This window comes from Acinetobacter tianfuensis (genome assembly GCF_003611465.1).
Classification (GTDB): Bacteria; Pseudomonadota; Gammaproteobacteria; order Pseudomonadales; family Moraxellaceae; genus Acinetobacter; species Acinetobacter tianfuensis.
On the sequence record NZ_RAXV01000001.1, the window covers coordinates 278,085 to 304,086 of the forward strand.

Genomic DNA, 26,002 nt, shown 5'->3' on the forward strand with positions numbered 1-26,002 from the left:
GACTAACTTTTATAGGAATAGATCATGTTGAAAGTGGCAGCAATACTTGCTTGTATTTTGTTTTTACAAGGCTGTGTACATAAACTGGTGACTGTTCCTGTAAAAGTAGCCTATAAAACCACAAAGGGTGTTGTGAAGGGCACGGCAGCAGTTGTGGGTGCAGTCATTCCTGATGGCGATGACGAAGAAGATCAAAAAGAGAAAAAAGATAAGGATTGATGTTTTAATTCATGCGTAATGAAATTCTGCATGGTTACTTAATCCATCACCGCAAATACCGTGAACGCAGTCATATTGTGCATCTATTTACGCAGGAACATGGGCGAGTGGATGGTATATTGCGTCAAACTCCTCCTCCTCAATATCAGCCTATTTGTTTGCAGGCTTCTGGTAAGTCGGACCTTAAAAACTTTACAAAGCTGGAAATCATCAATCAGCCAATTTTCTTTTTTGGTGATGCCTTTTTTTCTGGCTTCTATCTTAATGAAATTTTGCTGCGTCTTTGCCCGCCAGAGGTTGAGATGCCGCAAACATTTGCGCAATATGCAGAAACTTTACATCATTTGCAGTCACTGGCCTCCCATGTTTCGCCAGATGTTGAATTAAGGCAAATACTCAGGCGTTTTGAGCATGAGCTGCTTGAGGAGCTGGGCTATCCCTTGGATTTCACTGTGGACTCAAATCAAGAGCCTATAATGGCGCTGCAAAATTATCAATTTCAACTGAATGATGGCTTCATGCCTGTTATTCAAGCCAGTCGGGTATCTATGACTGGACAGCAGGTGCTGTCTATGTCTGAATATGAAAAGGGTATGGATTTTAGTCCAGAACAGTTACAATTGCTCACGAAGCTTTACCGGCAAATGATTACTTCTTTGCTGGGTGAGCGGTCGTTGAAAAGCCGTCAGCTTTGGGTGCAAAACTCTCAATCAAAATCGTAAGTTAGGAATATATTATGGCTGCTTTACTTGGTGTAAATATTGACCATGTGGCGACATTGCGCCAAGCGCGTGGTACCGCTTACCCAGATCCTGTAAACGCGGCGCTAATTTGTGAACAGGCTGGCGCAGAAGGTATTACACTGCACTTGCGAGAGGACCGCCGTCATATTCAAGATGATGATGTGCGCCGCATGCGCCCAGCTTTAAAAACCCGTATGAACTTAGAGTTGGCGGTGACGGATGAAATGGTTGCGTTTGCAAAAGAAATTCAGCCGCATCATGTTTGTTTTGTACCTGAAAAACGTCAAGAAGTAACAACTGAAGGCGGTTTGGATGTTGTTGCTAACTTTGAAGCGGTCAAGGCGGCCACACAAGAACTTTCAGCAATTGGCTGTGATGTTTCTTTATTTATTGATGCAGACTTAGCGCAAATTGATGCTGCGGTTGCATGCGGTGCGCCGACCATTGAGATTCATACTGGCGCTTATGCAGATGCTCATACACCTGAAGCGCAGCAGCGTGAACTCGAGCGTATTGTTAAAGGCGCTGAATATGCGGCAGCGAAAGGCTTGGTGGTGAATGCCGGCCATGGTCTGAATTTGGATAATGTGACCCCGATTGCTAAAATCCCGCAAATTCATGAGCTGAATATTGGTCATTCTTTAATTGCAGATGCTGTGTTTGTCGGTTTGGCTCAAGCAGTGCAAGAAATGAAAGCTGTAATTAAAGCTGCCCGTTAAGTGATTTAAATTTATGTCAAATATTGATTATGATGCATTAATGAAGCCAGTCATTGGCTTCTTAGGCTGTGAGACACCTAAAGAATGGCTGGATGAGGCGGTAAACAGCTTGGATATCCTGATGCAGGATCATGCAAATTGTGAAAAAAAAGCTGCCAGTACAGCAATGAATCTGATGTTTCGCTACAACTTCTATGCAGATTTGCAAGTTCGGCTGGCACAGCTTGTGCGTGAAGAAATGCTGCATTATGAGCAAGTGCTGGAGTTGATGAAAAAGCGCGGGCAGGAATGGACTGCAATTAGTGCGGGACGTTATGCAGGAGGCCTGCGTAAAGAGGTGCGTACTTATGAGCCAGAAGCTTTAATTGATATTTTAATCATTGGCGCTTTTGTAGAAGCCCGCTCTTGTGAACGTTTCTATGCGCTGGCGCCTGTTGTTGATGAGGATTTGGGCCGTTATTACCGATATCTGCTTAAGTCGGAATCTCGTCATTTTGAGGACTATCTGACGCTGGCGATGGATGTGGCGAAAACGGCTAAGCTGAAAAATCCTAAAGAGGATATTCAGGAGCGTATTGAGCATATCCGTGAAGTAGAGAAAAATTTAATTCTAGCACCTGATGAGCTATTCCGCTTTCATAGCGGTGTGCCGGCACAGGCTGCCTAGGTATAAAAATCCTCCGTTAAGGGGGATTTTTTTTGCCTATGTTGCTGAAGCTGAGTGTTGAGTGTGTGGGATTTTTGAATAAAAATTATTTATATGATTGTGTAATCTAGCTGCTATGAATTTTTATAATTTATTTATTGGGGAGAGATGAAATTTTTAAACTAATCGGCGGTCATTGTCCTTTAGGCAGTATTTCGATGTTCTCATTGGCGCATTATTTCTATGCTGTACCAATGCACTATCAAGTTTTTCATAATTATACGGCTATGGTGTCAGGTTTTTATCACAGCTCATTTTCATAAGAGACTGTATTTAGGGTCTTAAATTGCATTATCTCAATCCCAAAAGATGAAAACTTGTCTTATTGATGCAGACTGGTCTAATGCTGGAGCATTAAGCAGTTGTGTTTTGGGAGAGCAGGTGGATGATGCGTAGGTATTTGAGGTGAACGGCAAGTCAGTAGAAAATATACCTTGGCTTTTAGTTGTGATTGATTGGGTTTTAAGTCAAAAGCCTAGTTTGTGCTGTTTGTTATTGGTAGCTATAAAATATTCAGGCAATAAAAAACCCGTTTCATAATGAACGGGTTCTTTAAAAAATTTGGCTCTCCCACCTGGGCTCGAACCAGGGACCTGCGGATTAACAGTCCGTCGCTCTACCGACTGAGCTATGGGAGAATCTGAAGCTGATTATAAGGGGATTTATAAGAGGGTCAAGTAAAAACTGTCATGTTTCTATCATTTTTAATCTATATGCTTTTTATTTAGACAAAGAGGTGTCAAATAGCAAAATTAGTTTGGCTGCACCTTGTAAATTGAAATTTCACTTGATAGTCTGAATTTAACAACAGAATGTTCAGGCTTAAGCCCGAACAGTGTGGATTTAAACCAACTTGCCAGCACTAAATGGCTAAACAGGAGAAAGCGAATGAATACGCTTACTATTTCTCAATTGTTCTCAAATTTCAAACTATATCAAGATCAGTATCTTTCTATCTTAGATGATCCAGAACGCTACTATACGCCTGTGGCTGATGCATATGTACAGATCTGGCCTGCAGCACCGCAGCAGTTATTTTTAGGTGATTTATTGCAGTTGTGGCTGGGTGATAAATGGGTTGTGAATACTGAAAAGGCACCATTAATTAATTCAGTTTTCCGTGCTAAAGCGGATTTAAAGCCTCAATTTAACCGTTTTGTTTTTGCGATAGAAGGGAATTTGCTGACAGGGCAAAATAAAGCAAATGCATGGTTGAATGATGCGGCGCAGTCAGAATTGACTTCAGTGAATTCACTGTTTCAATTTTATTGTATTTGGAAAAGCCTTAATCGCCCGCAGGTGAAATTGGATACGCTGCAGCGTGTTGTTTAGCAATCTATTTAAGTTTTAGTGTGAAGCCAGACAGAATTTTACAGTAAACTTCTGTCTGGCAGCACTGTTTTTAAGGGCGGATAATCATGCAGGTTGCTGTCGCATGAGCATATAGCTTGCCATCTTCATCAATAATTTTTCCCTCGGATATACCTAAATTTTTACTGATATTAATCAGTGTGCCCACAGCTAAAAGTTCTTTGTTCTGCGGGATGGGGCGGCACATTTTAATATTTAGATCAATGGTGCCATAACCTACGCCAGCTTCAAGCATGCTGTGTACAGCGCAGCCTGTGACGGAATCCAGCACTGTCGCTGCAAAACCGCCATGGACGCCGCCAAGCGGGTTCAAATGGCGTTGGTCTGCTTTGGCCTTAAAGCTGATATTGCCCTCAGATACTTCAAATGGCTGCATAGGAATAGTCTCGCTAATGCTTGCGGGCGGAATTTTCCCAGCGCACATGGCTTGAAGCAGCTGCAGTCCGGTCATTTCTTTGGGATTCATGATATTGTCCTTTTTATATTTTTGAGTTCCTTTTTGGAACTTGATTATTAATAAAACAAAAAAATGTTTGCGCGTCAATTCTTTAAGGTAAATGAAAAACTTATTTTTTATTAGATACACAATTCATCACATACTGCTTGGTGTATGTTGTAGCTAGGAGGAGGATGTTAGAAACTGGTTTATTGATTGAATGCTTTTATGCTGTATTTATATTGACCGTATATAAAAAATTGCAGCTTATGAAAGCTGTATGCATAAAAAACCCGCGAATTTCGCGGGTTTTTTAAATTTGATATTTAAATCAAATTATTTTTCAGCAGCAATTGAAGCAATCGCAGCGTCTACGCCTTCGATTGAGTCAGCAGCTTTTTTGATACGCGCAAGTGCATCGACAAGTACTTCATCAGCAGTTGCATAAGAAATACGCATGTAGCCGCCTAGACCGAATGCATCACCAGGAACAACTGCAACACCAGTTTCTTCCAATAACCATGCAGAGAATTCTGTACAAGATTTTAAGCCTTTTGCACGAATTAATGGACGGATGTTTGCATATGCATAGAATGCGCCGTCAGCTGGAAGGCAAGTAATGCCGTTGATGTCATTCAAGCCTTTTACGACTAAGTCGTGACGGCGTTTAAATGCTTCAATCATTGGCTCAAGTACATCTTGTGGGCCATTCAATGCAGCTTCAGCAGCAACTTGTGAAATAGAAGTTGGGTTTGAAGTTGATTGAGACTGAATTTTTTTCATTGCGCCAATAAGCTTAGCAGGACCCGCTGCATAGCCAATACGCCAGCCAGTCATTGCGTATGCTTTAGACACGCCGTTAAGAACGATAGTGCGGTCATAAAGATCTGGAGCAACAGTTGCAATGTTGTAGAACTCATCATCCCAGCGGATTGGCTCATACATATCATCAGAAGCGATATAAACTTCTGGATATTTGCGTAATACTTCTGCTAAAGCTTCTAATTCAGCTTTAGTGTAGATCATGCCAGTCGGGTTAGACGGGCTGTTTAATACCACTAAGCGAGTTTTGTCAGTGATTGCTGCTTCTAATTGTTCTGGAGTAATTTTGAAGCGCTGTTCTTCACCGCATTTCACGATTACAGGCACGCCTTCAGCGATGATCACCATATCTGGGTAGCTTACCCAGAAAGGAGCAGGAATAATCACTTCATCGCCTTTGTTTAACAAAGCAAGCGCTAAGTTGAAGAATGACTGCTTACCACCGCAAGAAACCAAGATTTGGTTTGCTGCATAGTCAAGGTTATTGTCGCGTTTGAATTTCGCGATAATTGCTTTTTTAAGGCCTGGAGTACCGTCAACAGCTGTATATTTTGTGAAGCCATTGTTAATCGCTGCAATTGCTGCATCTTTGATGTGTTGCGGTGTGTCGAAATCAGGTTCGCCAGCGCCCAAACCAATAACGTTTTTACCCGCAGCTTTCAATTCAGCTGCTTTGTTCGTTACAGCAAGAGTTGGGGACGGTTTGATGGCATTTACACGATCAGAGAGACGTACGTCCACGGCAGTATTCCTTCTTATAGGGATTAAAAATTAAAAAGCACAGTATTTTAGCCTAAAATGGCGCATAAAGGGGAGAATGAATTCTGCCAATCTTCAAAAAAGCGCAGCTTAAGGGCGGCTTTTCTTTATTTGCGCTGGAAAAAAGGATAGATGGGCTGCGCATATATTTATAAATGTGATGATTGTTTAGAGTTTGATAAAATAAATCTTATGAATAAAAAAGCTGCCTTAGGCAGCTTTTTTAATGTTTTCTTAAGGCTTATTGCTGGAAGCGTGATAAGTCTTCTTCTGGACGTGCAGTTAATACTTCAACACCATTTTTTGTCACTAGAAGCGTGTGTTCATACTGTGCAGACAAGCTATGGTCTTTAGTCACTACTGTCCATTTGTCGCCAAGCAGTTTAGTCTTCCAGTCGCCGCCGTTTACCATTGGCTCAATGGTAAAGGTCATGCCTTCTTCTAAAATCATGCCTGAGTTGCCTTGACCATAGTGAAGCACTTGCGGTTCGTCATGGAAAACAGTGCCAATCCCGTGACCGCAATATTCACGCACAACGCCAAAACGTTCAGATTCAACATATTTTTGAATTGCATAGCCAATATCGCCAATTGTTGAGCCTGGTTTAACAGTTTCGATGCCGCGGTACATGGCTTCTTGTGCAACTTTACATAAACGATTTGCGAGAATAGAGGTTTCACCGCCAACGATGTACATCATATTGGTGTCACCATGGTAACCGTCTTTAATCACAGTCACATCAATATTTAAGATGTCGCCTTTTTTAAGTACTTTAGATTCCGATGGAATGCCGTGGCATACAACATGGTTAACAGATGTGCAGATTACGTGCTGGAAAGCCGGACGGCCAGGGGCAGCGCCATAACCTAAACATGCAGGAATCGCATCCTGTTTGTTAACAATATAGTCATGACAAATCGTATCAAGCTCTAAGGTTGTCACACCTGGAACAATATGCGGTTTGATCATATCCAAAACTTCTGCTGCCAGCCGGCCAGCCACACGCATTTTTTCAATTTCGTCTGGAGTTTTAATTAAACGGCGGGGAGCTTCGTAAGTACTGTTCATGATCTTTAAAAACTTTTGGAAATTTGTATGTGACTATGGTATAAATAGCCGCCCATTTTATCAAATGCTTTTTCGTGAATATCTTTCACGGGCTTTGTGCGATGGGGCAATAAAATCCGCACATATATCGACACATTTCTCTGGGTGCCCGCAAGGGTGGAGAATGCGGATATATGGAGGCCTAACCCAAACTTTAAGGTAAAGAAAATGGCAGATTACAACGTAAGCATGCGCGACCTACTTACTGCAGGCGCTCACTTCGGTCACCAAACACGTTTTTGGAATCCAAAAATGCGCGACTACATCTTTGGCGCGCGCAACAAAATTCACATCATCAACCTTGAGCACACTGTTCCTGCGTTAAATGATGCTTTGAACTTTGCTAACAACTTGGCTAGCAAAAAGAACAAAGTTTTGTTCGTTGGTACAAAACGTGCAGCTTCTGCAATCATCCGTGAACAAGCTCAACGCGCTGGTCAGCCATATGTAGACCACCGCTGGTTAGGCGGTATGTTGACTAACTGGAAAACTCTTCGTCAGTCAATCAGCCGTTTAAAAGACCTTCAAACTCAATCTACTGACGGTACTTTCGCTAAGCTTACTAAACGTGAAGCTCTAGAGCGTACTCGTGAGATGGAAAAACTTGAACGCGCTCTTGGCGGCGTTAAGAACATGGGTGGTTTACCTGACGCATTATTCGTAATCGACGTTGATCACGAAGCAATTGCAATTAAAGAAGCTAAAAACCTTGGTATTCCTGTAATCGGTATCGTTGATACAAACTCTAACCCAGACAACGTGGACTACGTTATTCCTGGTAACGACGATGCGATCCGTGCAGTTACTCTTTATGCTTCTGCTATGGCTGACGCGATTCTTGCTGGTAAAGAATATGCTCAATCACAAGCAAATGCACAAGCTAAAGGCGAAGAAGCTCCTGCTTCTGAGGCTTAATGCGTTTGACGCGAGCTTGTCATTTTTGCACCATGTAATGGTGGCAAAGTAAGCGTTATGTATGCAGGCGGCCCATGAGATACCTCTGGGCCGTTTCTGTTCTAAAAAGAATTCATTTTCTACCGAATTTAGGAGATTCACATGACTGCTATTACTGCAAGCATGGTTAAAGAACTGCGCGACCGTACTGGTTTGGCAATGATGGAATGCAAAAAAGCGTTGACAGAAGCTGGCGGCGACATCGAACTAGCAATTGACAACCTTCGTAAATCAGGCCAAGCAAAAGCTGCTAAAAAAGCAGGCAATATTGCTGCTGACGGCGCGATTACTATTGTTAAAGAAGGCAATAAAGCGCTTCTTTTAGAAGTTAACTGCCAAACTGACTTCGTTGCTAAAGACGAAAACTTTGCTGGTTTCTCTGCTAAAGTTGCTGCTGCTGCTCTTGCTGCTGGCGTAACTGATGCTGCTCAAATTGCTGAACTTAAATTAGAAGATGGCGCTACTGTTGAAGAAGCGCGTATTGCTCTAGTTCAAAAAATCGGTGAAAACATCCAAGTTCGCCGCGCAACAATCGTTGAAGGCGAAAATCTTGCTGTTTACAAACACGGTTTAAAAATCGGTGTTGTAGTTGCTTACGCTGGTGACGATGCTACTGGTAAAGGTATTGCAATGCACGTTGCTGCGTTCAATCCAGTTGCTGTTACAGCTGAAGGCGTTTCTGCTGAGCTTATCGCGAAAGAGAAAGAAATTGCTGAAGCGAAAGCGATCGAATCTGGCAAGCCAGCAAACATCGTTGAGAAAATGGTTACTGGTTCAGTAGAGAAATACTTGAACGAAGTTGTTCTTGAGCGTCAAATGTACGTTATCGACAACGACAAGAAAGTAGCTGAAATTCTTAAATCAACTGGTACTGCAGTTGCTCAATTCGTTCGCTTCGAAGTAGGTGAAGGTATTGAGAAGAAAGCAGAAATGAGCTTCGCTGATGAAGTTGCTGCTGCTCAGGCTGCTGCTGCTCAATAATTTTTGCCTTTAGGCTAAAATTATGTGCAAAAAAAAGTCCCTTCATTGGGGCTTTTTTTTTACCTGATTTTTAGGAAGTATTTGAGAGATTTATTAGGTTTGGGCTTCATGTTATTTGAGGATCACAAAACATATAAATATCAGCGGATTGTTTTCACCTACAATAATTTCAGATCATTGATAAATACACAGATTATGGCAAATAAAACAAATATAGGTATCGGTTCAGTCATTATCCTGTTAGCAGCGGCTTATCTGGGTTTGGATATTCAGCAAGACAAACTGCAGCCGCCGTCGTCACAAAGTTTAGCTCCGCATGAGCAGGCTTTTCAGCAGCATGCGGGTGATGAGAAATCAAATACTCCTGCAGCTTCTGATACGCAAAATAATGTTTCTATTATTCAGCAGGCTTTTGAACGTAAGCAAAGCAATGTTCAGGTACAGGCGGGTGGACGTGTAAAGGCTGTGCTGCAGGATGATAATGAAGGTTCGCGGCATCAAAAATTTATTTTACAGCTGCAAAACGGTCAAACGGTATTGGTTGCGCACAATATCGATTTAGCGCCTCGTATTGAAAATATACAAAAAGGTGACCGCGTAGAATTCTATGGTGAGTATGAATATTCAGCGCAGGGCGGTGTGATACATTGGACGCATCATGATCCGCAGCAGCGTCATGCGGATGGCTGGCTAAAGCATGATGGGAAAATTTATCAGTAATCTTGCCATGATTGGATAAAACTCAATATAAGCAATTTTGTTCTATGCATGCATTGAAAAATAGCTATGTTAGGTGCTGATCAGACAGGAGCAGTCATGCAAGAGAATAAAAGGCTTGAATTTGCAGATTATTGGCACGTTCAGGAGTTGGGCGGACTGGAATTGCTGAAAGCATCCTATCAGCAAACTCAGTTTTCAAAACATACGCATGAAGGTTATTGCATTGGTTTAATTGATGAAGGTGCTCAATCATTTTTAACCATGGGGAGTCAGCATATTGCCCCCAAAGGGGATATTATTCTGGTGAATGCGGATGAGGTGCATACCGGCTCTTCAGCTGTTGAGACTGGCTGGCGCTATCGGGCGATTTATCCGACTCCAGAAATGATGGGGGAAATTAGCGTCGGTTTTTTTAGAGAAACTGGCGCTGCCCCATGGTTTCCGCAAGCGGTGGTGCATGATGAGGGGCTGGCGCAGCAGCTGCATATGCTGTTTGACTTATTGCTGCAGCCTAAAAATGCATTATTTAAGCAAAGTTTATACCTTTCTACACTGGCCTATTTATTTACTAAACATGCGCGGGAAAAACAAAATTTAAAATCATTACCTGAGGCGGAGCAAAAAATTCAGCTGATACAGGAGTTTTTGGCTGCAGAACCTGAAAAAGAGCATCAATTGGCTGATTTGGCGCAGATGGCGGGTTTAAGCCAGTGGCACTTATTGCGCCAATACAAAAAATATACAGGATTGCCGCCGCATGCTTGGCTGGTGCAATGCCGTTTGCGGAAATCGCTGAAGCTGCTGAAACAGGGCCAGGATATCGCTTTAACTGCACAGCTGTGCGGTTTTTCTGATCAAAGCCACTTTACTCGGCATTTTAAAAAATCGCTGGGCTGTACGCCTGCGCAATACAGGCTTCATAAAAATTTTGCATAGCTTTTTTTAGCATGGATCATTCTTCGAATACAGCAGGTATGCGAAACGGTTTTATTTTCTTTACTTGCACTGTTTCTGCATACCGCAATTTTATTCAATCAATTCAGTGCATTTGGATTCATCCTTTTTAGAGATTGGAACTTGGGGCGAATCCGTAATGATGAAAACATGGCCTTATTCAGCGCAAGGCACTCCGTCTTTAGGCTTTTGGCAGGGTGTGCAGGATATGCTGCCCTTGTCTATTGCCGTCATTCCATGGGGGATTCTGGCTGGATCTGCAGCAGTCAATGCGGGATTAAGCTTAATGCAGGCGATTGGCATGTCTGCATTTGTATTTGCGGGCGCCGCGCAGCTGGTCAGTTTGAGCATGCTGTCAGCAGGCGCATCTGCTGTCAGTATTGTACTCACCATATTTTTCTTAACCAGCCAGCATTTTATTTATGCACTGCATTTGAGAGATGAAGCGGTCAAATTGCCATTGGCAAAACGGCTCTGCTTTGGTTTTTTACTGACGGATGAGTTATATGCTACTGCTATGCTGAATGATCAGCGGCCTTATAAATATCTACTGGGGGCTGGACTGAGCTTTTATCTATGCTGGGTGGGCTGCAGTATTGCAGGGATTGGGCTGGCTGCAATGGTTCCAGATTTCAGCGCCTTTCACTTGGAATTTTCAATTATTGTTATCTTTTTGGTAATGGCTGTTGTCTTGCTAAATAACAGGCTGGCCATTGTTGGAGTCTGTGTGTCAGCGCTTTCAGCAGCTGTGTTTTCTTGGCTGAAATTGGAAGCGGCTATTGTGCTGGCAGGGCTGTGCGGCATGCTGGCTGCAGCATGGCTGGATTGGAAAGGGAGCCGATGATGAGTTGGATATTGCTATTCAGCCTGACAGCGGTGACTTTTTTTAACCGCTACTTTTTTCTTGAGCCTAAAACAGCAATTAAATTGCCAGACTTTACCCTGCGGATGCTGAAATATGCGGCGCCGTGCCTGATGGTTTCCATTTCTACACCGATTGTCTTTTTCGAGCACAGTGAATGGAAAGGAATCATCAGCAACAGCTATTTTTATGGCGCTGTTTTTGCTGTTTTCGTGACTGCAATTACACGCAAAATGCTGATTAGCATTGCGCTGAGTTTGCTATTTTTTTATGTCATGATTTATTTTTTCGATTTTTAAAAATGAGATGAAAGTAATTCAAATAAGAGGGCGGATTTGATGAAAAAAGCTAAACGAAGAGCCTTTTTCATCTCTGCTGAAAAATTGGTCCTTTAAATGCTCGCCATTTGCGTTTTTTGGCGTGATTTCCAAAAATGCAGTGATTTGCTTAGATATGCATCTGCGCACCATAGCGGGCCAATCAGGAGGAATTGGAGATCTTTGAAGAATGAAGGCTTTTTCCCTTCAATTTTGTGGCCATAAAACTGTCCAATCCAAGCCAAAATAAACAAAGTGATATAGAGCCCAAAACTGCTTGGCAGGATGAAAATTAGCCATGCCATAAGAAGCGTAAGCGCTGCCATCGCAATGGCTAAAACAACATCTAAGCGGGCATAAAAAATAAAAACCATTGCAAAGACTAATACTGCGAGCAGAGTGCTGAAATTTGCCAGAATACCGATAATTGAAAAATAAATTGCAGGGACACAGACCCAATGAATAATTTTATTGGTTCTATTTTGATGACTCTCACCATATTCTTCTATTGTTTTCATTTTTGACTTTGAACCGTGATTAAAAGCATATTCAAAATATAGAGCACATGAAGGAGGATGAACAGATGCAACTTTCAAAAAGGCCAAAACTAAGGTGATGAAAATAGAAAACCGCATAAATATGCGGTTTTTGTCAAATGTGTGCAGGAAGGGGGGATTAAGAATTAGGGCCGTCTACACGCTCAATACTTACACTTGCTGTGCCAGAGTTGGTAATACCTAATTGCTTCGCTGCGCCATAAGATAAATCCAATACGCGGTTGCCATGGAATGGGCCGCGGTCATTCACTTTGACAACAACACTTTTGCCATTGTTCTTATTGGTAACGCGAATAAAACAATTTAATGGCAGGCTGCGGTGCGCCGCAGTCAGTGCATTCATATCAAATGTATCACCGCTGGCAGTTTTACGGCCATGGAACTGACGGCCATACCATGATGCTGTGCCTGTTTGGCTGAAGCGGCGAACAGTGTTAGACGCGACAGTGTTCAGTTTTTCAATCACTGAAGGCTCTTCTTCAGGGATTTCAATTTTCGCTGCGATTGTTTCGCGGCGGATTTTATCGCCCGAACGTTCAGTGATTGAAAGGCTGCTTAGGTTTGTAAAGTTTGAATTAAAGCTCTGTGCTTCTTTGTTTAGAGCACGGGCAGCAAGGCGAGAGTGATCATTATCATTGTTTAATGATGATGACTGCACCATATCCGCTTGCGATTGACTCAGCGCTACAGCAGCAGCTGCGGCTAAGACATATTTAAGAATCGTAGACTGCATTGTTTATCTCCCAAAGACATTGAGTATGAACCAATCTCAAGTGACTGATATGCATACAAAGATGTCTGTTATTTCACTTATGCAACAACATTTGACGAAATGGATAATATTCATCCTCGAATTGAGCTGTCTAGTGTTTAATTAAAATATTTGAAAATTGTACATGAAATCAACAGTGATTGATTAAAAAATATACTAAGTTGTAACATTATATTTAATAAGTGCAAAACATGACCGTTTGCATAAAAATATTTATTGACTTTATATATTTTTATTGAATTACCAGTCTTATTGACTGGTAATTTCAGTGCCTAAAAGCCATAAAGCTGTGGCATACATACGGCTTTTGTTATACGTCGTAATGACCTGAAAATTTGGGTAAGTAATGTAATAGACAGGGCCAAAACTTTCTTGCAGCTGGATCACATTCACCATATCTAAATCATCAATTTTTACATGAGGATTCAAGGGGGTAATGCCTTGCGCTTTAAGAACGCCATAAGGCTGAGGCTGCGTTAAATCTTTTGAAATGACTGCATCCGGATTATTGCCGCTATAACGGGCTGCAAAAGCAATTGGCTGATCGCGCTGCCAGCCATGCTGCGCTAAATAATTTGCAATTGATCCAATCGCGTCAACAGCTGAATTTCTGAGATCAATATGTCCATTTCCGTCATAGTCGACGCCAAATTTTGGAATGTTGCTTGGCATAAATTGCGGATAGCCAACTGCGCCTGCATAAGACCCGACAATTGAGTTGGCCGGTACACCGTCTTTGTATGACCATGCAATGAGCGCTGCCAATTCATCTTGGAAATAGGCTGCGCGGCGTTCATAGCCAAAACCTAATGTTGCCAGTGCATCACGCGTGATGAATGATCCTTTATTTGAGCCATAACCTGTTTCTACACCCAAAATGCCCAAGATAATAGATTGAGGCACACCGAACTGTAATTCTGCACGGTTTAAGGTATCTGCATATTGCTGCTGAAAACGTGCGCCGCGCTGAATTGTGCTGTTGGCTAAGAAATTGGTTTTATAATCGTACCAAGGTTTGCTTTCCCCTGGACGGTTCATAATATGAATAATATTTGGCAAGTTTTTTGCACCATTCATAGCCCAATCGACCTGCTCAGCAGTCAGGCCGTAAGTTTGCATCGTCTTTTGCTTAAAATTGAAATAATTGGGATTCGATTGGAAGTCATTTGCCTGACAGAAGCTAGTCATAGACAAGGCTGCTGCCAGTAAAGGAATAATTTTAAGTTTGTTATAAAAATGTTTGTACATAAATATTCAATTCCAAGCCTATTATTTGCGGGTGTTAAGTGACATGACGATGCTAAATGAAGCCATTAACGTAATAAATGCTCTAAGGCTATAACTTATAAAAAAGACAAAAAGTGTCTGTATTCACTAATATACCGTGAACCATTCGAGTAATTACAAAAATATATACAAAATAGGACAATCTTCAGCCAATTATGAGTTTTTTCCTTTTATTTATGAAAGTTTTGCAAATATTTGAAGAGAACTTCCTGTTAATTGAACGATTGATGTAAGGAAATATTTCTTCAATTTTCTATATAGGAGATATAAGAGGGAGTCTTGACTAAGATTTGTTAAAAATATGCATGATTGGTGAGCGTATTTTTCGAGTATTTATGGTGGAAATTTAAACTGATTTTTAATTTAGGGTCTATTTTTATAGTTTTACTTTCTAAGTCCAAATGAAGAATAAAAATGCAGGCTGTAAAAATTCGAGCACTATATAGGTACAGCTTTTAGCCTAAAAATACATTTTAGACCTTTAGGTTAAATTTAGACGCAGCAATTCAAATGCTGAGTCAAAAAGTCTGTACTGAATGTACTTCGATTATCTAGCATGATTGAGAGCCGATTTGGCATTGATGACTAATATATAGGTATTCGATCATCTCTATTGATCTAAGGATGCATGTGGATCAAATATTTATACCTTTATATAGCTCAAAGAAGGTTTAGCTTTAATTCATGCTAATTGATGGCTTTGGGACGTATTAGAAGAGTAGCTATATATAGTCATGTAAAGCGAGCATGCTGTAAGCTAGGTTAAGATCGTGAATAATTGCTAACTTTAGCCTAGAGAGCGGCCTTAAGGATATTGTTATATAGTTATGAAACGGCAGTGATGATTCAATGAAAGGGAACAGAACGAGCAGTATCGTGATCTAGAGATAAAAAACCTAGCCGAAGCTAGGTTTTTGATGCCGCGAATTATTAGCCTGGATGGAACATTGAGTCATGTGCTTCAGCTAGAGCAGTTAATTCTTCCTTCGTTAGATTTGGAAAAATTTTATCAATCGCAATGTGAATTGCTTTGATGACTGCAGAAGAGCCAATATCGGCTGCTTTGCGTTTAATCATGCCAAGGTCTAGCGTCTTATTAAAGTCATTCATGAAATGGCGTACGGCAGCTTCTGCAAACTGTTTGTACAGTTCTGCAAAAGCTGCTTTATTGATGTCATTGCCGCCTTTAATTTCAGCATAGCTGTTTTTTAAGTTTGTTACGAGGCCAGCATCCAGCGTTAAGCCTACACGTTCTGCACCGGTATTGTCTTTAAACAGGCTGCGCTCAGAAAATTCAATGGACTGCTTTACCACATCATTTGAAGATTTGCCCAATAGCTGCTTAAGCAAAACAGCAACTGTTGATTTTACATAACCTGCAAGTTTTTCTGCTGTGTCACGTTTGTCACTCGCTGGAAATAGATGCACAGGTGCTAAAATCGTTGCGCCAATGATTTCATCATTAATCAGCAGGGCCGTTTTATCACGTAAAGGATAAAGTGCTTCACTAGAATTTTTTTTCGCGTGGCCTTCTTGAATGCTGTTTAACAGCTCGCTCGTAGGAATAAAACCAAAAAATGGCATCGTTTTTAACCTCAATGTTCTGTATTTTTATTGTCGCGCCAAACGAATTGGGCGAGGTATCCATGTTAAGTGCGATACACGGCAAGGGTTAATGTCTAAACCGCCGCGGCGTGTATAGGCGGCATATACCATCAATTGTTCTGGTTTCAGGTTTTGCCAAATGTCAGCATACATCTGTTCCACACATTGCTCATGGAAGCCATTATGCTGACGGTATGAGATAATATAAGCCAAGATACTTTTGAAACAAGGCTTTTTACCTTTGTATCTTATAAATACAGTGCCCCAGTCGGGTTGTCCAGTGACTGGGCAGTTACTTCTTAATAAATTTGAATACAGTTGTACTTCAATGTCTTCATCTTGAGTATCGAGCTGTAATAAAGTGGCATCAGGATGATTTTCCAAGCGTTCAGGCAGAAGGCTATCAATACAAATACCTTCAGGCTGTGAAACAGTAAGATCATCTGCGGCAAAGAGCTGAATGGTTACAGGCGCGCCGGCCGCTTGTGATAAGTCTTTTTCAACCGTCGCAATAAATACTGTTTCTGAGTCGAATTTGCAGAAGTTCAAGCTGTTGAAATACAGCTTTAATGATTTTGATTCAATGAGGTTTGGAGAGGCCGCAGGCAATGTCATACGGCCAATAGCCACTTGCGGAATACCCGCTGCATTGAGCCAAGAAATTTCAAAGACATGCCACCAGTCTTTACCTTGCTGAATGCCTTGCACATGCGCATAGTTTTCACGTGACTGCGCACGGGCGATAGGGAACAGAATATCGGGTTGATATTCTGTAGGGTAATTGGTTTCTTTACCTAGGAGAGATTGTTCAACAGTCATTATTCACGCATTCCTGAGCCGCGGGAAAGTAATTGATAAGCTACAGCATATAATACACCGCAGCAGGCCGTAATTACTGCAAGAGAAATTGCGACATTTACATCGCTATGGCCTAAGATGCCATAACGGAACGCATTTACCATGTATACGACAGGGTTAATTAAAGAAAGATTTTGCCAAAATGGGCTAAGTGCTGAAATTGCATAAAATACGCCGCCTAAATAGGTCAGCGGTGTCAGCACAAAAGTTGGGATAATGGATATGTCATCAAATGATTTCGCATAGACAGCATTAATAAAGCCGCCCAATGAAAACAGCAGGGAAGTCACCAGCACTGTATATATAGTTACAAACCAATTTGTAATATATAAGTCAGTAAAGAAAAGGCTCATAGCCGTGACAATAATACCGACTAAAACACCGCGGCAAACACCGCCAATAACATAACCGCATAAAATCATATGCAGCGGTACTGGGCTCATGATTAATTCTTCGATGCTTTTTTGAAATTTAGCGCTGAAAAAACTGGAAGATACGTTGGCATAGCTGTTTGTAATGACAGCCATCATAATCAGGCCAGGTACAATAAACTGCATATAGGTGAAGCCGCCCATGGTGCCAATACGTGAACCGACTAAGTTGCCGAAAATCACAAAATACAGGCTCATGGTAATGGCTGGCGGGAGCAGCGTTTGCGGCCAAATCCGCATGAAACGGCGGACTTCTTTATAAACGAGAGTATAAAGCGCAACTTGAAGCTGGGAAAAATTCATTGCGCAGCTCCCTCAAGATTTTTTTCAACCATTTTTACAAAGAGTTCTTCTAAGCGGTTCGATTTGTTGCGCATACTGCGGACTTGAATATTCTGTGCTTGCATTAGCTGGAATAAATCATTCAAATTGTGTGATTTATCCATAGTCACTTCTAAGGTCATCGGGTCAACTAAGTTAAAACGCACACCAATAATATCGATGAGAAGCGGCTGAATGGGTTCAGCTAAATCAAAAATAAAGGTTTCTTCATTTAACTGGCTTAAGAAGCCTTTCATGCTGGTATCTTCTTTAATGACACCGCGGTCAATAATTGCAATGCGGCGGCACAGGACTTCAGCTTCTTCTAAATAATGTGTGGTTAAGATAATAGACGTGCCTTTTTCATTCATTTCCGTCAAAAAATCCCACATTGAACGGCGCAGTTCAATATCTACGCCAGCAGTAGGTTCATCTAGAATTAGCAATTTGGGTTCATGCATCATGGCGCGGGCAATCATTAGGCGGCGTTTCATACCGCCTGAAAGCATACGTGCTTGAGTGCTGCGCTTTTCCCATAAGCCAAGTTTTTCCAAATATTCTTCTGCGCGTTTTTCAGCAATTTTCTTAGGAATGCCATAGTAACCAGCTTGGGTGACTAAAATATCGAAAGTTTTTTCAAACTGTCCAAAGTTAAACTCTTGCGGCACAACACCCAGCTGCTGTTTAGCATGTGATGGGTGGGTATCCAAGTTATGGCCAAAAATTTCGACTGTACCGGAAGTTTTTTTGGTCAAAGAACTGATGATGCTGATAGTTGTTGATTTGCCTGCACCATTTGGGCCTAGCAGGGCATAAAACTCACCTTCAGGCACAGTCAAATTAATACCTTTTAAAGCCTGAAAGCCATTTTTATAGGTTTTTGACAGATCCCTTAGCGTCAGTGCATCAGTCATGTGGTTCTCACTTGGTGAATAATAGCGCTATTGTGAGCGATCTATACAAATAAACCAAGTAAAAGGGATGGAATTCTGGGTTGCAAATATAGAACTTTGTACAAAGCGTAGGCACTAAAATAAAAGACTTATATATAGTTGCTTTACCTTCTGGTTTTTTTTGATATGATGTGCTCGCGCGCTCATAGCTCAACTGGATAGAGTACAGGTCTCCGAAGCCTGTGGCGTGGGTTCGAGTCCCGCTGAGCGCACCATTTCCTTGTTTGATCATATCCGAATTAATCCTAATATTATTAAAAATTAATAACTTATATCTACTTATTGTCCGATAATGTCCGAGGGCGTTTTAGGATACCGTAATCTTTTACGGTATTTTTTACGGTACATTCCATTTCTGACAAAAATATACCGTAAAAATGCCTAAATTAGTTATCAGTCTGACTGACTCAAAAATTAAGTCTGCAATATCAATGCAAAAGAAATCATTTGAAAAGAATATTAAGCTTTCAGATGGTGGTGGCCTTTATTTATTGTTAGATAGAAAAGGTGGGGCATATTGGCGTTTTGATTATATTCGCCCAATCTCTAAGAAAAGAGCCACTATAGCTATCGGTATTTATCCAAGTTGTACATTGGCCAGAGCTCGTGCAAAACGAAGTGAGTTTAGAGAACTGCTTGCGCAGAATATTGACCCAGCAATTCAAAAGCAAGATAAACAGTCCCAATGTCGAAATAATAGTTTTAGATCAGTAGCAGATGAATACCGTAAGACTGAAGAGCTGGAGTCAAGTACACAACGTCGGAATCAGTTTATCTGGGATAAGCTTTATGTTGCTATTGGTGAGTTCCCCATTGATTCGATAACAGCCACTCAAATTTTGGAAGTATGCCGTCTTTATGAAAGACAAGGTAAGACTGACTCAGCAAAGCGAATGAGAAGTAAAGCATCTCAGGTGTTTCGGTATGCGATTGCTTTGGGTTTATGTCAATTTAATGTTGCTGACCAAATTAGCGGTATTTTGAAGGTGGGTAAAACTAAGCATCGAGCGGCTATTACTGATGAGCAAAAGCTAGGACAACTATTAAAGAATATTAATACACATGCAGGTCGTGGGGATATTGCTATTGATTATGCAGTCAAAATCTTACCCCATGTATTTGTGCGTCCTGGAGAATTACGTGCAGCAAAATGGGCAGATATCGATTTTAAAAATAGAACATGGAGTTATACACCGCCTAAGACCAAAAATCAGACAGCCCTACAACATATTGTTCCTTTGTCTGATCAAGTCTTGAAGCTGTTCCAAGAATTGTATTGCATTACTGGATATACCGAATATTGTTTTGTGTCTATGCGAGATAAAACGAAAACCATCAGTGAATCAACTATTAATAAACGATTGAAACAATATGGTTTTGAAAATGGTGAGACAACAGGGCATGGCTTTAGAGCTACGGCAAGAACTTTATTAGATGAAGTTCTAAAATTTCCTATTGAACGTATAGAACAACAACTTGCACATCAGGTTCGCGATATGCATGGTCGAGCGTACAACCGTACTAAGTATTTGGAGGAGCGTTCAGTGATGATGCAAGCATGGTCTGATTATTTGGATCAATTAACGCATAAAAATGTAGAGTAATTAATTTAATAAATATTAGTAAGTTATAGTTTCAGTTAAGTTGACGCCACCTCTGCGAAATACATACTAAAGAAGAAATTTAAACGATAATTTGTACAACTGATGACATCTCCTGTCATTTTCATGCCTTATCTTCATTTTTCAATTGAATTGATACTTTAAGTAGTTAAGTTTGATAGAAATATTGAAAGGAAATTTGTATGAAAATATGCCCAACTCCATTTACGAACAAACAAAAGAAGAACGCCTTACAACGTATTTCTAGAGCATTAATACTTGGGAAAATAAAGTGGGCTGAATCAAGAAAATTCTATTTAGCAATGTTGCACCTAGCACGTTATTTAGATCGACTAAACTTAATTTAAAGAAAATAAGACCTAATTTTTTGTGAATTGGTGTAACTTTTTGTACATTTAATGTGTTATATTTCAAATATAAATCAAATATAACTTTGATGTTACTTTTTAAAAATTAGAGATAATTAATGAAACGTGATGATTCTACTCATGAGCGTTTAGCTGACCGATTGGCCAATATTTTAACGAAATTAAATATGGGATATCAGTTAAGTATAAAAGAACTAGCCTCAGAATTTGGGGTAAGTACACGTACTATCTCGAGAGATTTTGATCGTCTCAATACTTATTTGCCATTGCTACAAGATAATGAAAATAAAAGATATTACTTAGAATCAAATTATTTAGGGAAAATTGCACCAAAAGATATCCGTAATTTTGCACAGCTCTCAGGAGTTAGTCATTTGTATCCTTCATTGGATATGTCCTTTCTGCGTGAACTTTTAGATAGTCGAGCTCATCAGATTTATAGTGCTAAGGGGTACTCTTTTGAAGATGCAAGTCAGTTTAAAGGACTATTCAAAGTTCTTGGAAAAGCAATTCAAGAATATCGACAAATTGGTTTTGTATATAAAGGAGAACCTAGACTGGTTCAACCTTATCGCTTGATTCATCATCATGGTAGTTGGTATTTGGCAGCAGTTAGAAAAGATCAATTGCGTACTTATCGCATTTCACATATTCAGCTTACGCACTCTTCGCATGATTATTCACAATTTATTCCAGATCAAAATATTGTAAAACTTGTGGAAGATGATGACAGCATCTGGTTTGGACAGGATAAACAGGAAATCATTTTATCTATTGATAGTCAGGTTTCTTTTTATTTTAAGCAACGTCCGATACTGCCCGAGCAGCAAATTGTCAAAGAGTTACATGATGGTGGATTGCTGGTTTCTTCTAAAATTAATCATGACATGCAGTTATTGCCTTTGATTCGATTCTGGATTCCTCATTTAAAAATAGTGAGTCCGAAAGGATTACAGAGACAATTAGAAATAAGTTTAAAAGAATATTTGGTTTTAGGTTAAAAAAAATTTCATTTAAAAAATTATTTATGAGTTGGTTGGATAGGGGTAAGGGTACGTGAATAGTCATATTAATTTAAATCATCCTGAGAATATTTATGATGATTTAAAAGAGAAAATATCAGATTTGATTGCGAAAATTGTTAAAAATGAGCAGGTTTTAGATACTAATTTAGTGGGAGAAAAACTAAATGAATCTAAGCAAATTTTAAGCTTTCAGCAAAAAGAAATTGAAAGGAAGATAGATGAACTTAAACGTAATTCCGAATGGGATTACTTTACGATTGCTTTTTTCGGTGAAACTAATGCAGGTAAATCGACACTTATCGAAGTGTTACGTCTGCTGTTCGCTGAAAAAACTAAAAATGAAATACAAGCAAAATTCAAAGCACTTAAAGATGAATTTTCATTAGATGAAGAAGCATACGGAGAGTTAAAAAATGCTGATAATGAAATTAGTCATAAAATTTTAGAAAATAATAAAAAATTAAAGGAGATAGATCAAACCTATACTCAAAAATTAGAAGATTATCAAAAAATACTTAATGCTCTTAAATATGAGCATGATGAGCAGATTGTTAATCAGTCTTTATTAAATGACCAAAAACTTGAAATTTTTAATACTCAGATTGTGTCTTTAAAAGAGAAAGTTCAATATAAAAAACAAAATATGTCATGGTGGTTAAAAATTATTTATATTTTTAAGCGCCTAGAAGAGGAAAAACAAATTGGTTTAATTGAGTTAGAGTTAATTAAACAGAAAGCGCTATTAGATTCTGAACTGAAAGTATTGAAGCAAAAAATCGAAAAAGAATATGCATTGAAACAATCGCATCTTGCAACGATACAAGATGAATATGAGTTAACCAAAAAACCAATCAACTCTATTACTTTACAATTAGAAAATGAAAAGAAAGTAGTTGAACAGCAGTTACAGCAATTTGAAAAAATGTTGGAGAAGCTAAGAGAGTTTGAAGATGGCCAAATTATGGGGGATGGCCGTAGTGACTTCACTCGAGAGAGTAAAGAGTTTTTATTTGATATTAATGGCACACAGGTCAAATTAATCGATGTGCCAGGAATTGAGGGTGATGAAAAACTAGTTGAGAACGAAATTTCTAAAGCCGTTAAAAAAGCACATGCTGTTTTCTATGTCACAAGTAAAGATGCAGCTCCAAATGAAGGCACACTTCAAAAAATAAAAACGCACCTAGCAGATCAGACAGAAGTTTGGACTGTTTACAATAAACCAGTTACATCGCCTAGATCATTAAAAAATGGACTGATCAGTAATGATGATGAAAGAGGTGCCTTAAATGATCTGAATAAACAGATGGAATCAGCATTAGATAAACATTATAAGAATTATACTGTGGTGGCTGGACTTGCTGCATTTTATGCAGTAGCCAATTGCTTGGTGCCATTTGGTGAAAAATATCGTAATCAGATCAAGTTTTTAAATAATTCTGATCGAGATGAATTAAAGGAAAAGTCAGGACTGAGCGCATTTCAAAACCACTTAACTCAAACAGTCATTGGAGACGTACCTTATAAAATTAAGGCGAGTAACTTCAATAAAGCGAATTATGTTCTAAAACAAACAGTAGAGAAGTTAAATAATATTCATAATGGCTTTAGTGATCTAAAGCTGAATATTGATAAGCAAGTGGCTGTCACTAAGCAAGAAATTGATAGTGAATATTTGGACCTAGTGCAAAGCCTTAAAACGATGATTGAAAAAATCATTCAAGATTTTGAGCGTAAGACTCGTCAAGAAGTCTATAAACGGATTGAAAGTGATATTAGTAATGATGAGTTTAAAGGTATTCTGAAGCGACAGATTGATAACAATCTTGAATTAGTGAGTAAAGATCTAATTGCTGGTTTTAAAACAGAAACTTCGCAGTTTGATGAAAATTTAAAGGAAAAATTACAGAAACTTTCTTCACGGTTAGCCAGTATTCAAAATAACTTTAAAGCTGATGATGTGACAGGATTGAATAATAATGTTTCATTGAAATTTGATATCAATAATGGCATCAACAAAATGGGACTACTTGGTGTTGGTATTGGTGTAGGTGCTGCAATGTGGTGGAATCCAGTCGGCTGGGTTGCAATATCATTAACGGCTGCGGGTTTGTTATTTAGTTTTGCAAAAGCAATTTGGAGCTTTTTTGATTCAGACTTTAAAAAATCTGAGCAAAAGAAAAGTGTTGATAAAAATTTATCAAATATTGTGAAAGAGCTTAAAAAAGTTGCTAGGGAGAATGTGAGCGATGTTGAAGAAAAAATTGAGCCATCAATATCAGATTTGAAGAAAAAGTTGAATGAGCCAAGTGATCAAATCACAGGGCTTGTAGAAGATATGTATCAATCAATCAATATGTTTAAAACGTTATCAAATAATATTAGCAGTGCTTATGAGGTCAAATAAATGTCTGAAACTTTAAAAAATCATCAGGATAATCAGGCTAAAATTATCAACTTATTGAGTAAATTAGAAGGTTTTATTACACAAGGTCAAGAGTTTGGTTTAGATGTATCAACAGATATTAAAGCTAAGTTAAAGAACTCATTGAATACTTTGCAAGGAGATAAACTTAAAATTGCACTTATAGGTGGATTCTCTGAAGGAAAGACCTCAATTGCTGCTGCATGGTTAGGTAAAATTGACCCAGCAACCATGAATATTAGTGCTTCTGAATCATCAAATGCAGTTAAAATTTATGACATTGATGAAGAGTATCAACTCATTGATACACCAGGATTATATGGTTATAAAGAGCAAGTGAACACCGATGCCCAAGAGATTGAAAAATATAAAGACATCACAAAAAAATATGTAAGTGAAGCACATATTGTTCTTTATGTCATGAACTCTAAAAATCCGATCAAAGAAAGTCATATTGAAGATTTAAAATGGTTGTTTAAAGATCTGAACTTACTTCCACGAACAGTATTTGTTCTTAGCCGTTTTGATGAAGTTGCAGATGTAGAGGATGAATTAGACTACCAAGATAAATTTAAAATTAAAGAGCAAAATGTTAAAGAAAGATTAAGTTCGATCTTATCTCTTTCTATGCAGGAAACCCATAACTTAAAAATAGTGGCAGTTTCAGCAAATCCATTTGATGAAGGTGTTAATTATTGGATGGAAAATCGAGATGAGTTTGAACAATTGTCTCATATCAAATTGTTGCAAAATGCAACTAGTGAAATTGTGAAAAAAAGTGGTGGTTATACTGGTTTAATTGAAGAAACGAGAAAGTCCATTATTAGTGATATTTTGATTAAGAAAATACCTGAAATTGAAGAACAACAATCCCTGCTATCAAAGGAAATGGAAAAACTTAATCAAGTTTATGAAATTGAAACTGGTGCACTGAATGTAATTTCCAAAAAAATTGCCAATGCAAAAACAAATTTAAGATCTAGTTTTAATGGATATTTCCAAGACTTAGTAATGCAGGTCCAAGGTACGAGTCTAGAAACAATTGGTGAATTCGTAGTGAGGGAAGTTGGTGATAAGGGATCAATTATCTCAAGTAAGATTAATGAATATTTTCAAAATGAAACCAATCAAATCAATATTGCATTAAATACACAAGCAGTTAATTTTAACGCAGAAATTGATAATATTGACACCGCTGTTGGGTCATTGACTAAAAAAGGTCTCAATCATTTAGCGAAGAATATTAAGTTGGATAATACAACTATTTTAGCTGCAAGAGATGGCTTAGTTGCGGGTGGGCAATTTATTGGGCTTAATTTAAAAGAAGCTTTAAAGTTCCAACCGTGGGGAGCTGTTAACCTGGCGAGCAACATTAACACAGCATTACCACTTATTGGTATTGCGGTAGAAGCTTGGGATACTTGGAATCAGGCGAAGAAACAAGAAGAGTTTCAGTTGGCAAGAAAGAGTTTAGTAGCGAATTTACAAAACCAGCAAAGAGAGATTTTAGAGTTAATTGATAAAGATGAATTTATTTTAAAATTTTTCCCTATTTACAAAGAACTCAAAGATAAAATTGAAGAGATAAAATTGATGCATATGGATCATGAATCAATGACTAAGTCTTTTGCCTCTTGGAGAAAAGAGGGGATGATTATTGAAGGTGAATTTAGAAGCATATCATAGATTTTATCTTTGCTAATTACCTTAAAAATAATGCTGTTTTATTTGAGAATCTCCTTTTAATTTAAAGGAGATTCTACTGATTTTATGTTGAGGCTATATTGAAGAATTTTTTTTTAAATCATTTAGTTTATACATCGAGTAATCTAAAAAAGATTCTAATACTGCTTGTTATTAATATTTTGGGAATAAGTACAATACTTGGTATTCCAGTAGTAGTTATTTTTGATTTAGCATTTATTTACTATAATTTGAATAGGATTTTCAAAAATCAAGGAGGGATTGGATTTTTATTGAAAATAAATGATATTTTATGGTTGTTTTTGTTATTAGCAATAGTTTTTTTTATTATGCGAGCAATTGTTTAATAAGTGATAATGTTTAAGTATTTTGTATAAGTAATAAATTATTGGTTTTAAGAATA

Annotated in this window: 25 protein-coding genes and 2 tRNA genes; 16 read left to right on the forward strand and 11 right to left on the reverse strand. The window is 38.9% G+C overall.

Features of this window, described 5'->3' with window-relative positions:
- Nucleotides 1-24: 24 nt before the first annotated feature.
- Genes D7V32_RS01285 through miaE form a run of 4 tightly spaced genes read left to right on the forward strand, consistent with a single transcriptional unit; the run spans nucleotide 25 to nucleotide 2,348 of the window.
- Entirely contained in the window at nucleotides 25-219 is a 195-nt protein-coding gene (locus tag D7V32_RS01285) for an NF038104 family lipoprotein (protein ID WP_120401100.1), read from the forward strand.
- An 11-nt stretch (nucleotides 220-230) separates the two neighbouring features.
- Nucleotides 231-941, forward strand: coding sequence for a DNA repair protein RecO (gene recO / locus D7V32_RS01290; protein WP_120401101.1), 711 nt, complete (start codon nucleotides 231-233; stop codon nucleotides 939-941).
- Between the two features lie 14 nt (nucleotides 942-955).
- Nucleotides 956-1,681: a pyridoxine 5'-phosphate synthase gene (pdxJ, locus tag D7V32_RS01295; protein WP_120401102.1), complete on the forward strand. Its 726-nt coding sequence runs from the start codon at nucleotides 956-958 to the stop codon at nucleotides 1,679-1,681.
- A 13-nt stretch (nucleotides 1,682-1,694) separates the two neighbouring features.
- Nucleotides 1,695-2,348, forward strand: a complete 654-nt coding sequence (gene miaE / locus D7V32_RS01300) for a tRNA-(ms[2]io[6]A)-hydroxylase (protein WP_120401103.1) — start codon at nucleotides 1,695-1,697, stop codon at nucleotides 2,346-2,348.
- A 601-nt stretch (nucleotides 2,349-2,949) separates the two neighbouring features.
- Here the strand turns inward: miaE and D7V32_RS01305 are convergent.
- Nucleotides 2,950-3,025 (reverse strand) — tRNA-Asn (locus tag D7V32_RS01305).
- A gap of 250 nt (nucleotides 3,026-3,275) precedes the next feature.
- Between D7V32_RS01305 and D7V32_RS01310 the strand changes: the two genes are divergently transcribed.
- Nucleotides 3,276-3,719 (forward strand): hypothetical protein, encoded by a 444-nt coding sequence (locus D7V32_RS01310; RefSeq protein WP_120401104.1) that lies wholly within the window; start codon nucleotides 3,276-3,278, stop codon nucleotides 3,717-3,719.
- Nucleotides 3,720-3,789: 70 nt separating this feature from the next.
- Here the strand turns inward: D7V32_RS01310 and D7V32_RS01315 are convergent, their stop codons facing one another.
- The 3 genes from D7V32_RS01315 to map form a co-directional block, all read right to left on the reverse strand.
- Nucleotides 3,790-4,227 carry a PaaI family thioesterase gene (locus tag D7V32_RS01315; RefSeq protein WP_171407548.1) on the reverse strand — a complete coding sequence of 146 codons (438 nt, stop codon included), beginning with the start codon at nucleotides 4,225-4,227 and terminating at the stop codon, nucleotides 3,790-3,792.
- A gap of 303 nt (nucleotides 4,228-4,530) precedes the next feature.
- Complete coding sequence (locus D7V32_RS01320) at nucleotides 4,531-5,757, reverse strand: pyridoxal phosphate-dependent aminotransferase (RefSeq protein ID WP_120401106.1); 1,227 nt, start codon at nucleotides 5,755-5,757, stop codon at nucleotides 4,531-4,533.
- Between the two features lie 259 nt (nucleotides 5,758-6,016).
- Nucleotides 6,017-6,844: a type I methionyl aminopeptidase gene (map, locus tag D7V32_RS01325; RefSeq protein ID WP_120401107.1), complete on the reverse strand. Its 828-nt coding sequence runs from the start codon at nucleotides 6,842-6,844 to the stop codon at nucleotides 6,017-6,019.
- 207 nt (nucleotides 6,845-7,051) lie between these two features.
- Here map and rpsB point away from each other — a divergent pair, with 207 nt between their 5' ends.
- The 6 genes from rpsB to D7V32_RS01355 all read left to right on the forward strand — a co-directional run bounded on the left by rpsB (nucleotide 7,052) and on the right by D7V32_RS01355 (nucleotide 11,653).
- On the forward strand, nucleotides 7,052-7,798 hold the full coding sequence (gene rpsB, locus D7V32_RS01330) for a 30S ribosomal protein S2 (RefSeq protein ID WP_120401108.1): 747 nt from the start codon (nucleotides 7,052-7,054) through the stop codon (nucleotides 7,796-7,798).
- 141 nt (nucleotides 7,799-7,939) lie between these two features.
- Nucleotides 7,940-8,818 (forward strand): translation elongation factor Ts, encoded by an 879-nt coding sequence (tsf, locus tag D7V32_RS01335; protein WP_120401109.1) that lies wholly within the window; start codon nucleotides 7,940-7,942, stop codon nucleotides 8,816-8,818.
- A 195-nt stretch (nucleotides 8,819-9,013) separates the two neighbouring features.
- Nucleotides 9,014-9,538, forward strand: coding sequence for a DUF3465 domain-containing protein (locus D7V32_RS01340; protein WP_120401146.1), 525 nt, complete (start codon nucleotides 9,014-9,016; stop codon nucleotides 9,536-9,538).
- A 96-nt stretch (nucleotides 9,539-9,634) separates the two neighbouring features.
- Nucleotides 9,635-10,474, forward strand: coding sequence for an AraC family transcriptional regulator (locus D7V32_RS01345; RefSeq protein WP_120401147.1), 840 nt, complete (start codon nucleotides 9,635-9,637; stop codon nucleotides 10,472-10,474).
- Between the two features lie 157 nt (nucleotides 10,475-10,631).
- Nucleotides 10,632-11,336: an AzlC family ABC transporter permease gene (locus tag D7V32_RS01350; protein ID WP_120401110.1), complete on the forward strand. Its 705-nt coding sequence runs from the start codon at nucleotides 10,632-10,634 to the stop codon at nucleotides 11,334-11,336.
- Entirely contained in the window at nucleotides 11,333-11,653 is a 321-nt protein-coding gene (locus D7V32_RS01355) for an AzlD domain-containing protein (protein WP_120401111.1), read from the forward strand. The genes D7V32_RS01350 and D7V32_RS01355 overlap by 4 nt, the downstream gene beginning before the upstream one ends.
- Before the next feature lie 92 nt (nucleotides 11,654-11,745).
- Here D7V32_RS01355 and D7V32_RS01360 read toward each other — a convergent pair whose 3' ends face one another.
- The 7 genes from D7V32_RS01360 to D7V32_RS01390 form a co-directional block, all read right to left on the reverse strand.
- Nucleotides 11,746-12,189 (reverse strand): Mpo1 family 2-hydroxy fatty acid dioxygenase, encoded by a 444-nt coding sequence (locus tag D7V32_RS01360; RefSeq protein ID WP_120401148.1) that lies wholly within the window; start codon nucleotides 12,187-12,189, stop codon nucleotides 11,746-11,748.
- A gap of 157 nt (nucleotides 12,190-12,346) precedes the next feature.
- Nucleotides 12,347-12,961 (reverse strand): septal ring lytic transglycosylase RlpA family protein, encoded by a 615-nt coding sequence (locus tag D7V32_RS01365; RefSeq protein WP_120401112.1) that lies wholly within the window; start codon nucleotides 12,959-12,961, stop codon nucleotides 12,347-12,349.
- 288 nt (nucleotides 12,962-13,249) lie between these two features.
- Nucleotides 13,250-14,188 carry a lytic murein transglycosylase B gene (gene mltB / locus D7V32_RS01370; RefSeq protein WP_407641523.1) on the reverse strand — a complete coding sequence of 313 codons (939 nt, stop codon included), beginning with the start codon at nucleotides 14,186-14,188 and terminating at the stop codon, nucleotides 13,250-13,252.
- A 1,029-nt stretch (nucleotides 14,189-15,217) separates the two neighbouring features.
- On the reverse strand, nucleotides 15,218-15,871 hold the full coding sequence (locus tag D7V32_RS01375; RefSeq protein ID WP_120401114.1) for a hypothetical protein: 654 nt from the start codon (nucleotides 15,869-15,871) through the stop codon (nucleotides 15,218-15,220).
- 27 nt (nucleotides 15,872-15,898) lie between these two features.
- Nucleotides 15,899-16,711, reverse strand: coding sequence for an NADPH-dependent 7-cyano-7-deazaguanine reductase QueF (queF, locus tag D7V32_RS01380; protein WP_120401115.1), 813 nt, complete (start codon nucleotides 16,709-16,711; stop codon nucleotides 15,899-15,901).
- Entirely contained in the window at nucleotides 16,711-17,484 is a 774-nt protein-coding gene (locus tag D7V32_RS01385) for an ABC transporter permease (protein ID WP_120401116.1), read from the reverse strand. The genes queF and D7V32_RS01385 overlap by 1 nt, the downstream gene beginning before the upstream one ends.
- Nucleotides 17,481-18,416, reverse strand: a complete 936-nt coding sequence (locus tag D7V32_RS01390) for an ABC transporter ATP-binding protein (RefSeq protein ID WP_120401117.1) — start codon at nucleotides 18,414-18,416, stop codon at nucleotides 17,481-17,483. The genes D7V32_RS01385 and D7V32_RS01390 overlap by 4 nt, the downstream gene beginning before the upstream one ends.
- 178 nt (nucleotides 18,417-18,594) lie before the next feature.
- On the opposite strand from D7V32_RS01390, the gene D7V32_RS01395 reads away from it, so the two are divergent.
- The 5 genes from D7V32_RS01395 (at nucleotide 18,595) to D7V32_RS01415 (ending at nucleotide 25,581) form a co-directional block, all read left to right on the forward strand.
- A tRNA-Arg gene (locus D7V32_RS01395) sits at nucleotides 18,595-18,670 on the forward strand.
- A gap of 162 nt (nucleotides 18,671-18,832) precedes the next feature.
- Nucleotides 18,833-20,059: a tyrosine-type recombinase/integrase gene (locus D7V32_RS01400; RefSeq protein WP_120401118.1), complete on the forward strand. Its 1,227-nt coding sequence runs from the start codon at nucleotides 18,833-18,835 to the stop codon at nucleotides 20,057-20,059.
- Between the two features lie 484 nt (nucleotides 20,060-20,543).
- Entirely contained in the window at nucleotides 20,544-21,446 is a 903-nt protein-coding gene (locus tag D7V32_RS01405) for a helix-turn-helix transcriptional regulator (protein WP_120401119.1), read from the forward strand.
- Between the two features lie 55 nt (nucleotides 21,447-21,501).
- The gene (locus D7V32_RS01410; protein ID WP_120401120.1) at nucleotides 21,502-23,877 is read left to right on the forward strand and encodes a GTPase; all 2,376 of its coding nucleotides are present in this window, start codon (nucleotides 21,502-21,504) and stop codon (nucleotides 23,875-23,877) included.
- Nucleotides 23,878-25,581, forward strand: a complete 1,704-nt coding sequence (locus D7V32_RS01415) for a LeoA/HP0731 family dynamin-like GTPase (protein ID WP_120401121.1) — start codon at nucleotides 23,878-23,880, stop codon at nucleotides 25,579-25,581.
- The last annotated feature ends 421 nt before the right edge of the window (nucleotides 25,582-26,002 follow it).

What these genes read in the sequence shown, in the direction of transcription:
- D7V32_RS01400 (WP_120401118.1), top strand. Translation starts at nt 18,833, where the DNA reads ATGCCTAAATTAGTTATCAGTCTGACTGACTCAAAAATTAAGTCTGCA.
- miaE (WP_120401103.1), top strand. Translation starts at nt 1,695, where the DNA reads ATGTCAAATATTGATTATGATGCATTAATGAAGCCAGTCATTGGCTTC.
- rpsB (WP_120401108.1), top strand. Translation starts at nt 7,052, where the DNA reads ATGGCAGATTACAACGTAAGCATGCGCGACCTACTTACTGCAGGCGCT.
- D7V32_RS01350 (WP_120401110.1), top strand. Translation starts at nt 10,632, where the DNA reads ATGATGAAAACATGGCCTTATTCAGCGCAAGGCACTCCGTCTTTAGGC.
- tsf (WP_120401109.1), top strand. Translation starts at nt 7,940, where the DNA reads ATGACTGCTATTACTGCAAGCATGGTTAAAGAACTGCGCGACCGTACT.
- D7V32_RS01345 (WP_120401147.1), top strand. Translation starts at nt 9,635, where the DNA reads ATGCAAGAGAATAAAAGGCTTGAATTTGCAGATTATTGGCACGTTCAG.
- D7V32_RS01390 (WP_120401117.1), bottom strand. Translation starts at nt 18,416, where the DNA reads ATGACTGATGCACTGACGCTAAGGGATCTGTCAAAAACCTATAAAAAT.
- queF (WP_120401115.1), bottom strand. Translation starts at nt 16,711, where the DNA reads ATGACTGTTGAACAATCTCTCCTAGGTAAAGAAACCAATTACCCTACA.
- D7V32_RS01405 (WP_120401119.1), top strand. Translation starts at nt 20,544, where the DNA reads ATGAAACGTGATGATTCTACTCATGAGCGTTTAGCTGACCGATTGGCC.
- recO (WP_120401101.1), top strand. Translation starts at nt 231, where the DNA reads ATGCGTAATGAAATTCTGCATGGTTACTTAATCCATCACCGCAAATAC.
- D7V32_RS01385 (WP_120401116.1), bottom strand. Translation starts at nt 17,484, where the DNA reads ATGAATTTTTCCCAGCTTCAAGTTGCGCTTTATACTCTCGTTTATAAA.
- D7V32_RS01355 (WP_120401111.1), top strand. Translation starts at nt 11,333, where the DNA reads ATGATGAGTTGGATATTGCTATTCAGCCTGACAGCGGTGACTTTTTTT.
- mltB (WP_407641523.1), bottom strand. Translation starts at nt 14,188, where the DNA reads ATGACTAGCTTCTGTCAGGCAAATGACTTCCAATCGAATCCCAATTAT.
- pdxJ (WP_120401102.1), top strand. Translation starts at nt 956, where the DNA reads ATGGCTGCTTTACTTGGTGTAAATATTGACCATGTGGCGACATTGCGC.
- map (WP_120401107.1), bottom strand. Translation starts at nt 6,844, where the DNA reads ATGAACAGTACTTACGAAGCTCCCCGCCGTTTAATTAAAACTCCAGAC.
- D7V32_RS01360 (WP_120401148.1), bottom strand. Translation starts at nt 12,189, where the DNA reads ATGAAAACAATAGAAGAATATGGTGAGAGTCATCAAAATAGAACCAAT.
- D7V32_RS01415 (WP_120401121.1), top strand. Translation starts at nt 23,878, where the DNA reads ATGTCTGAAACTTTAAAAAATCATCAGGATAATCAGGCTAAAATTATC.
- D7V32_RS01375 (WP_120401114.1), bottom strand. Translation starts at nt 15,871, where the DNA reads ATGCCATTTTTTGGTTTTATTCCTACGAGCGAGCTGTTAAACAGCATT.
- D7V32_RS01340 (WP_120401146.1), top strand. Translation starts at nt 9,014, where the DNA reads ATGGCAAATAAAACAAATATAGGTATCGGTTCAGTCATTATCCTGTTA.
- D7V32_RS01365 (WP_120401112.1), bottom strand. Translation starts at nt 12,961, where the DNA reads ATGCAGTCTACGATTCTTAAATATGTCTTAGCCGCAGCTGCTGCTGTA.
- D7V32_RS01285 (WP_120401100.1), top strand. Translation starts at nt 25, where the DNA reads ATGTTGAAAGTGGCAGCAATACTTGCTTGTATTTTGTTTTTACAAGGC.
- D7V32_RS01310 (WP_120401104.1), top strand. Translation starts at nt 3,276, where the DNA reads ATGAATACGCTTACTATTTCTCAATTGTTCTCAAATTTCAAACTATAT.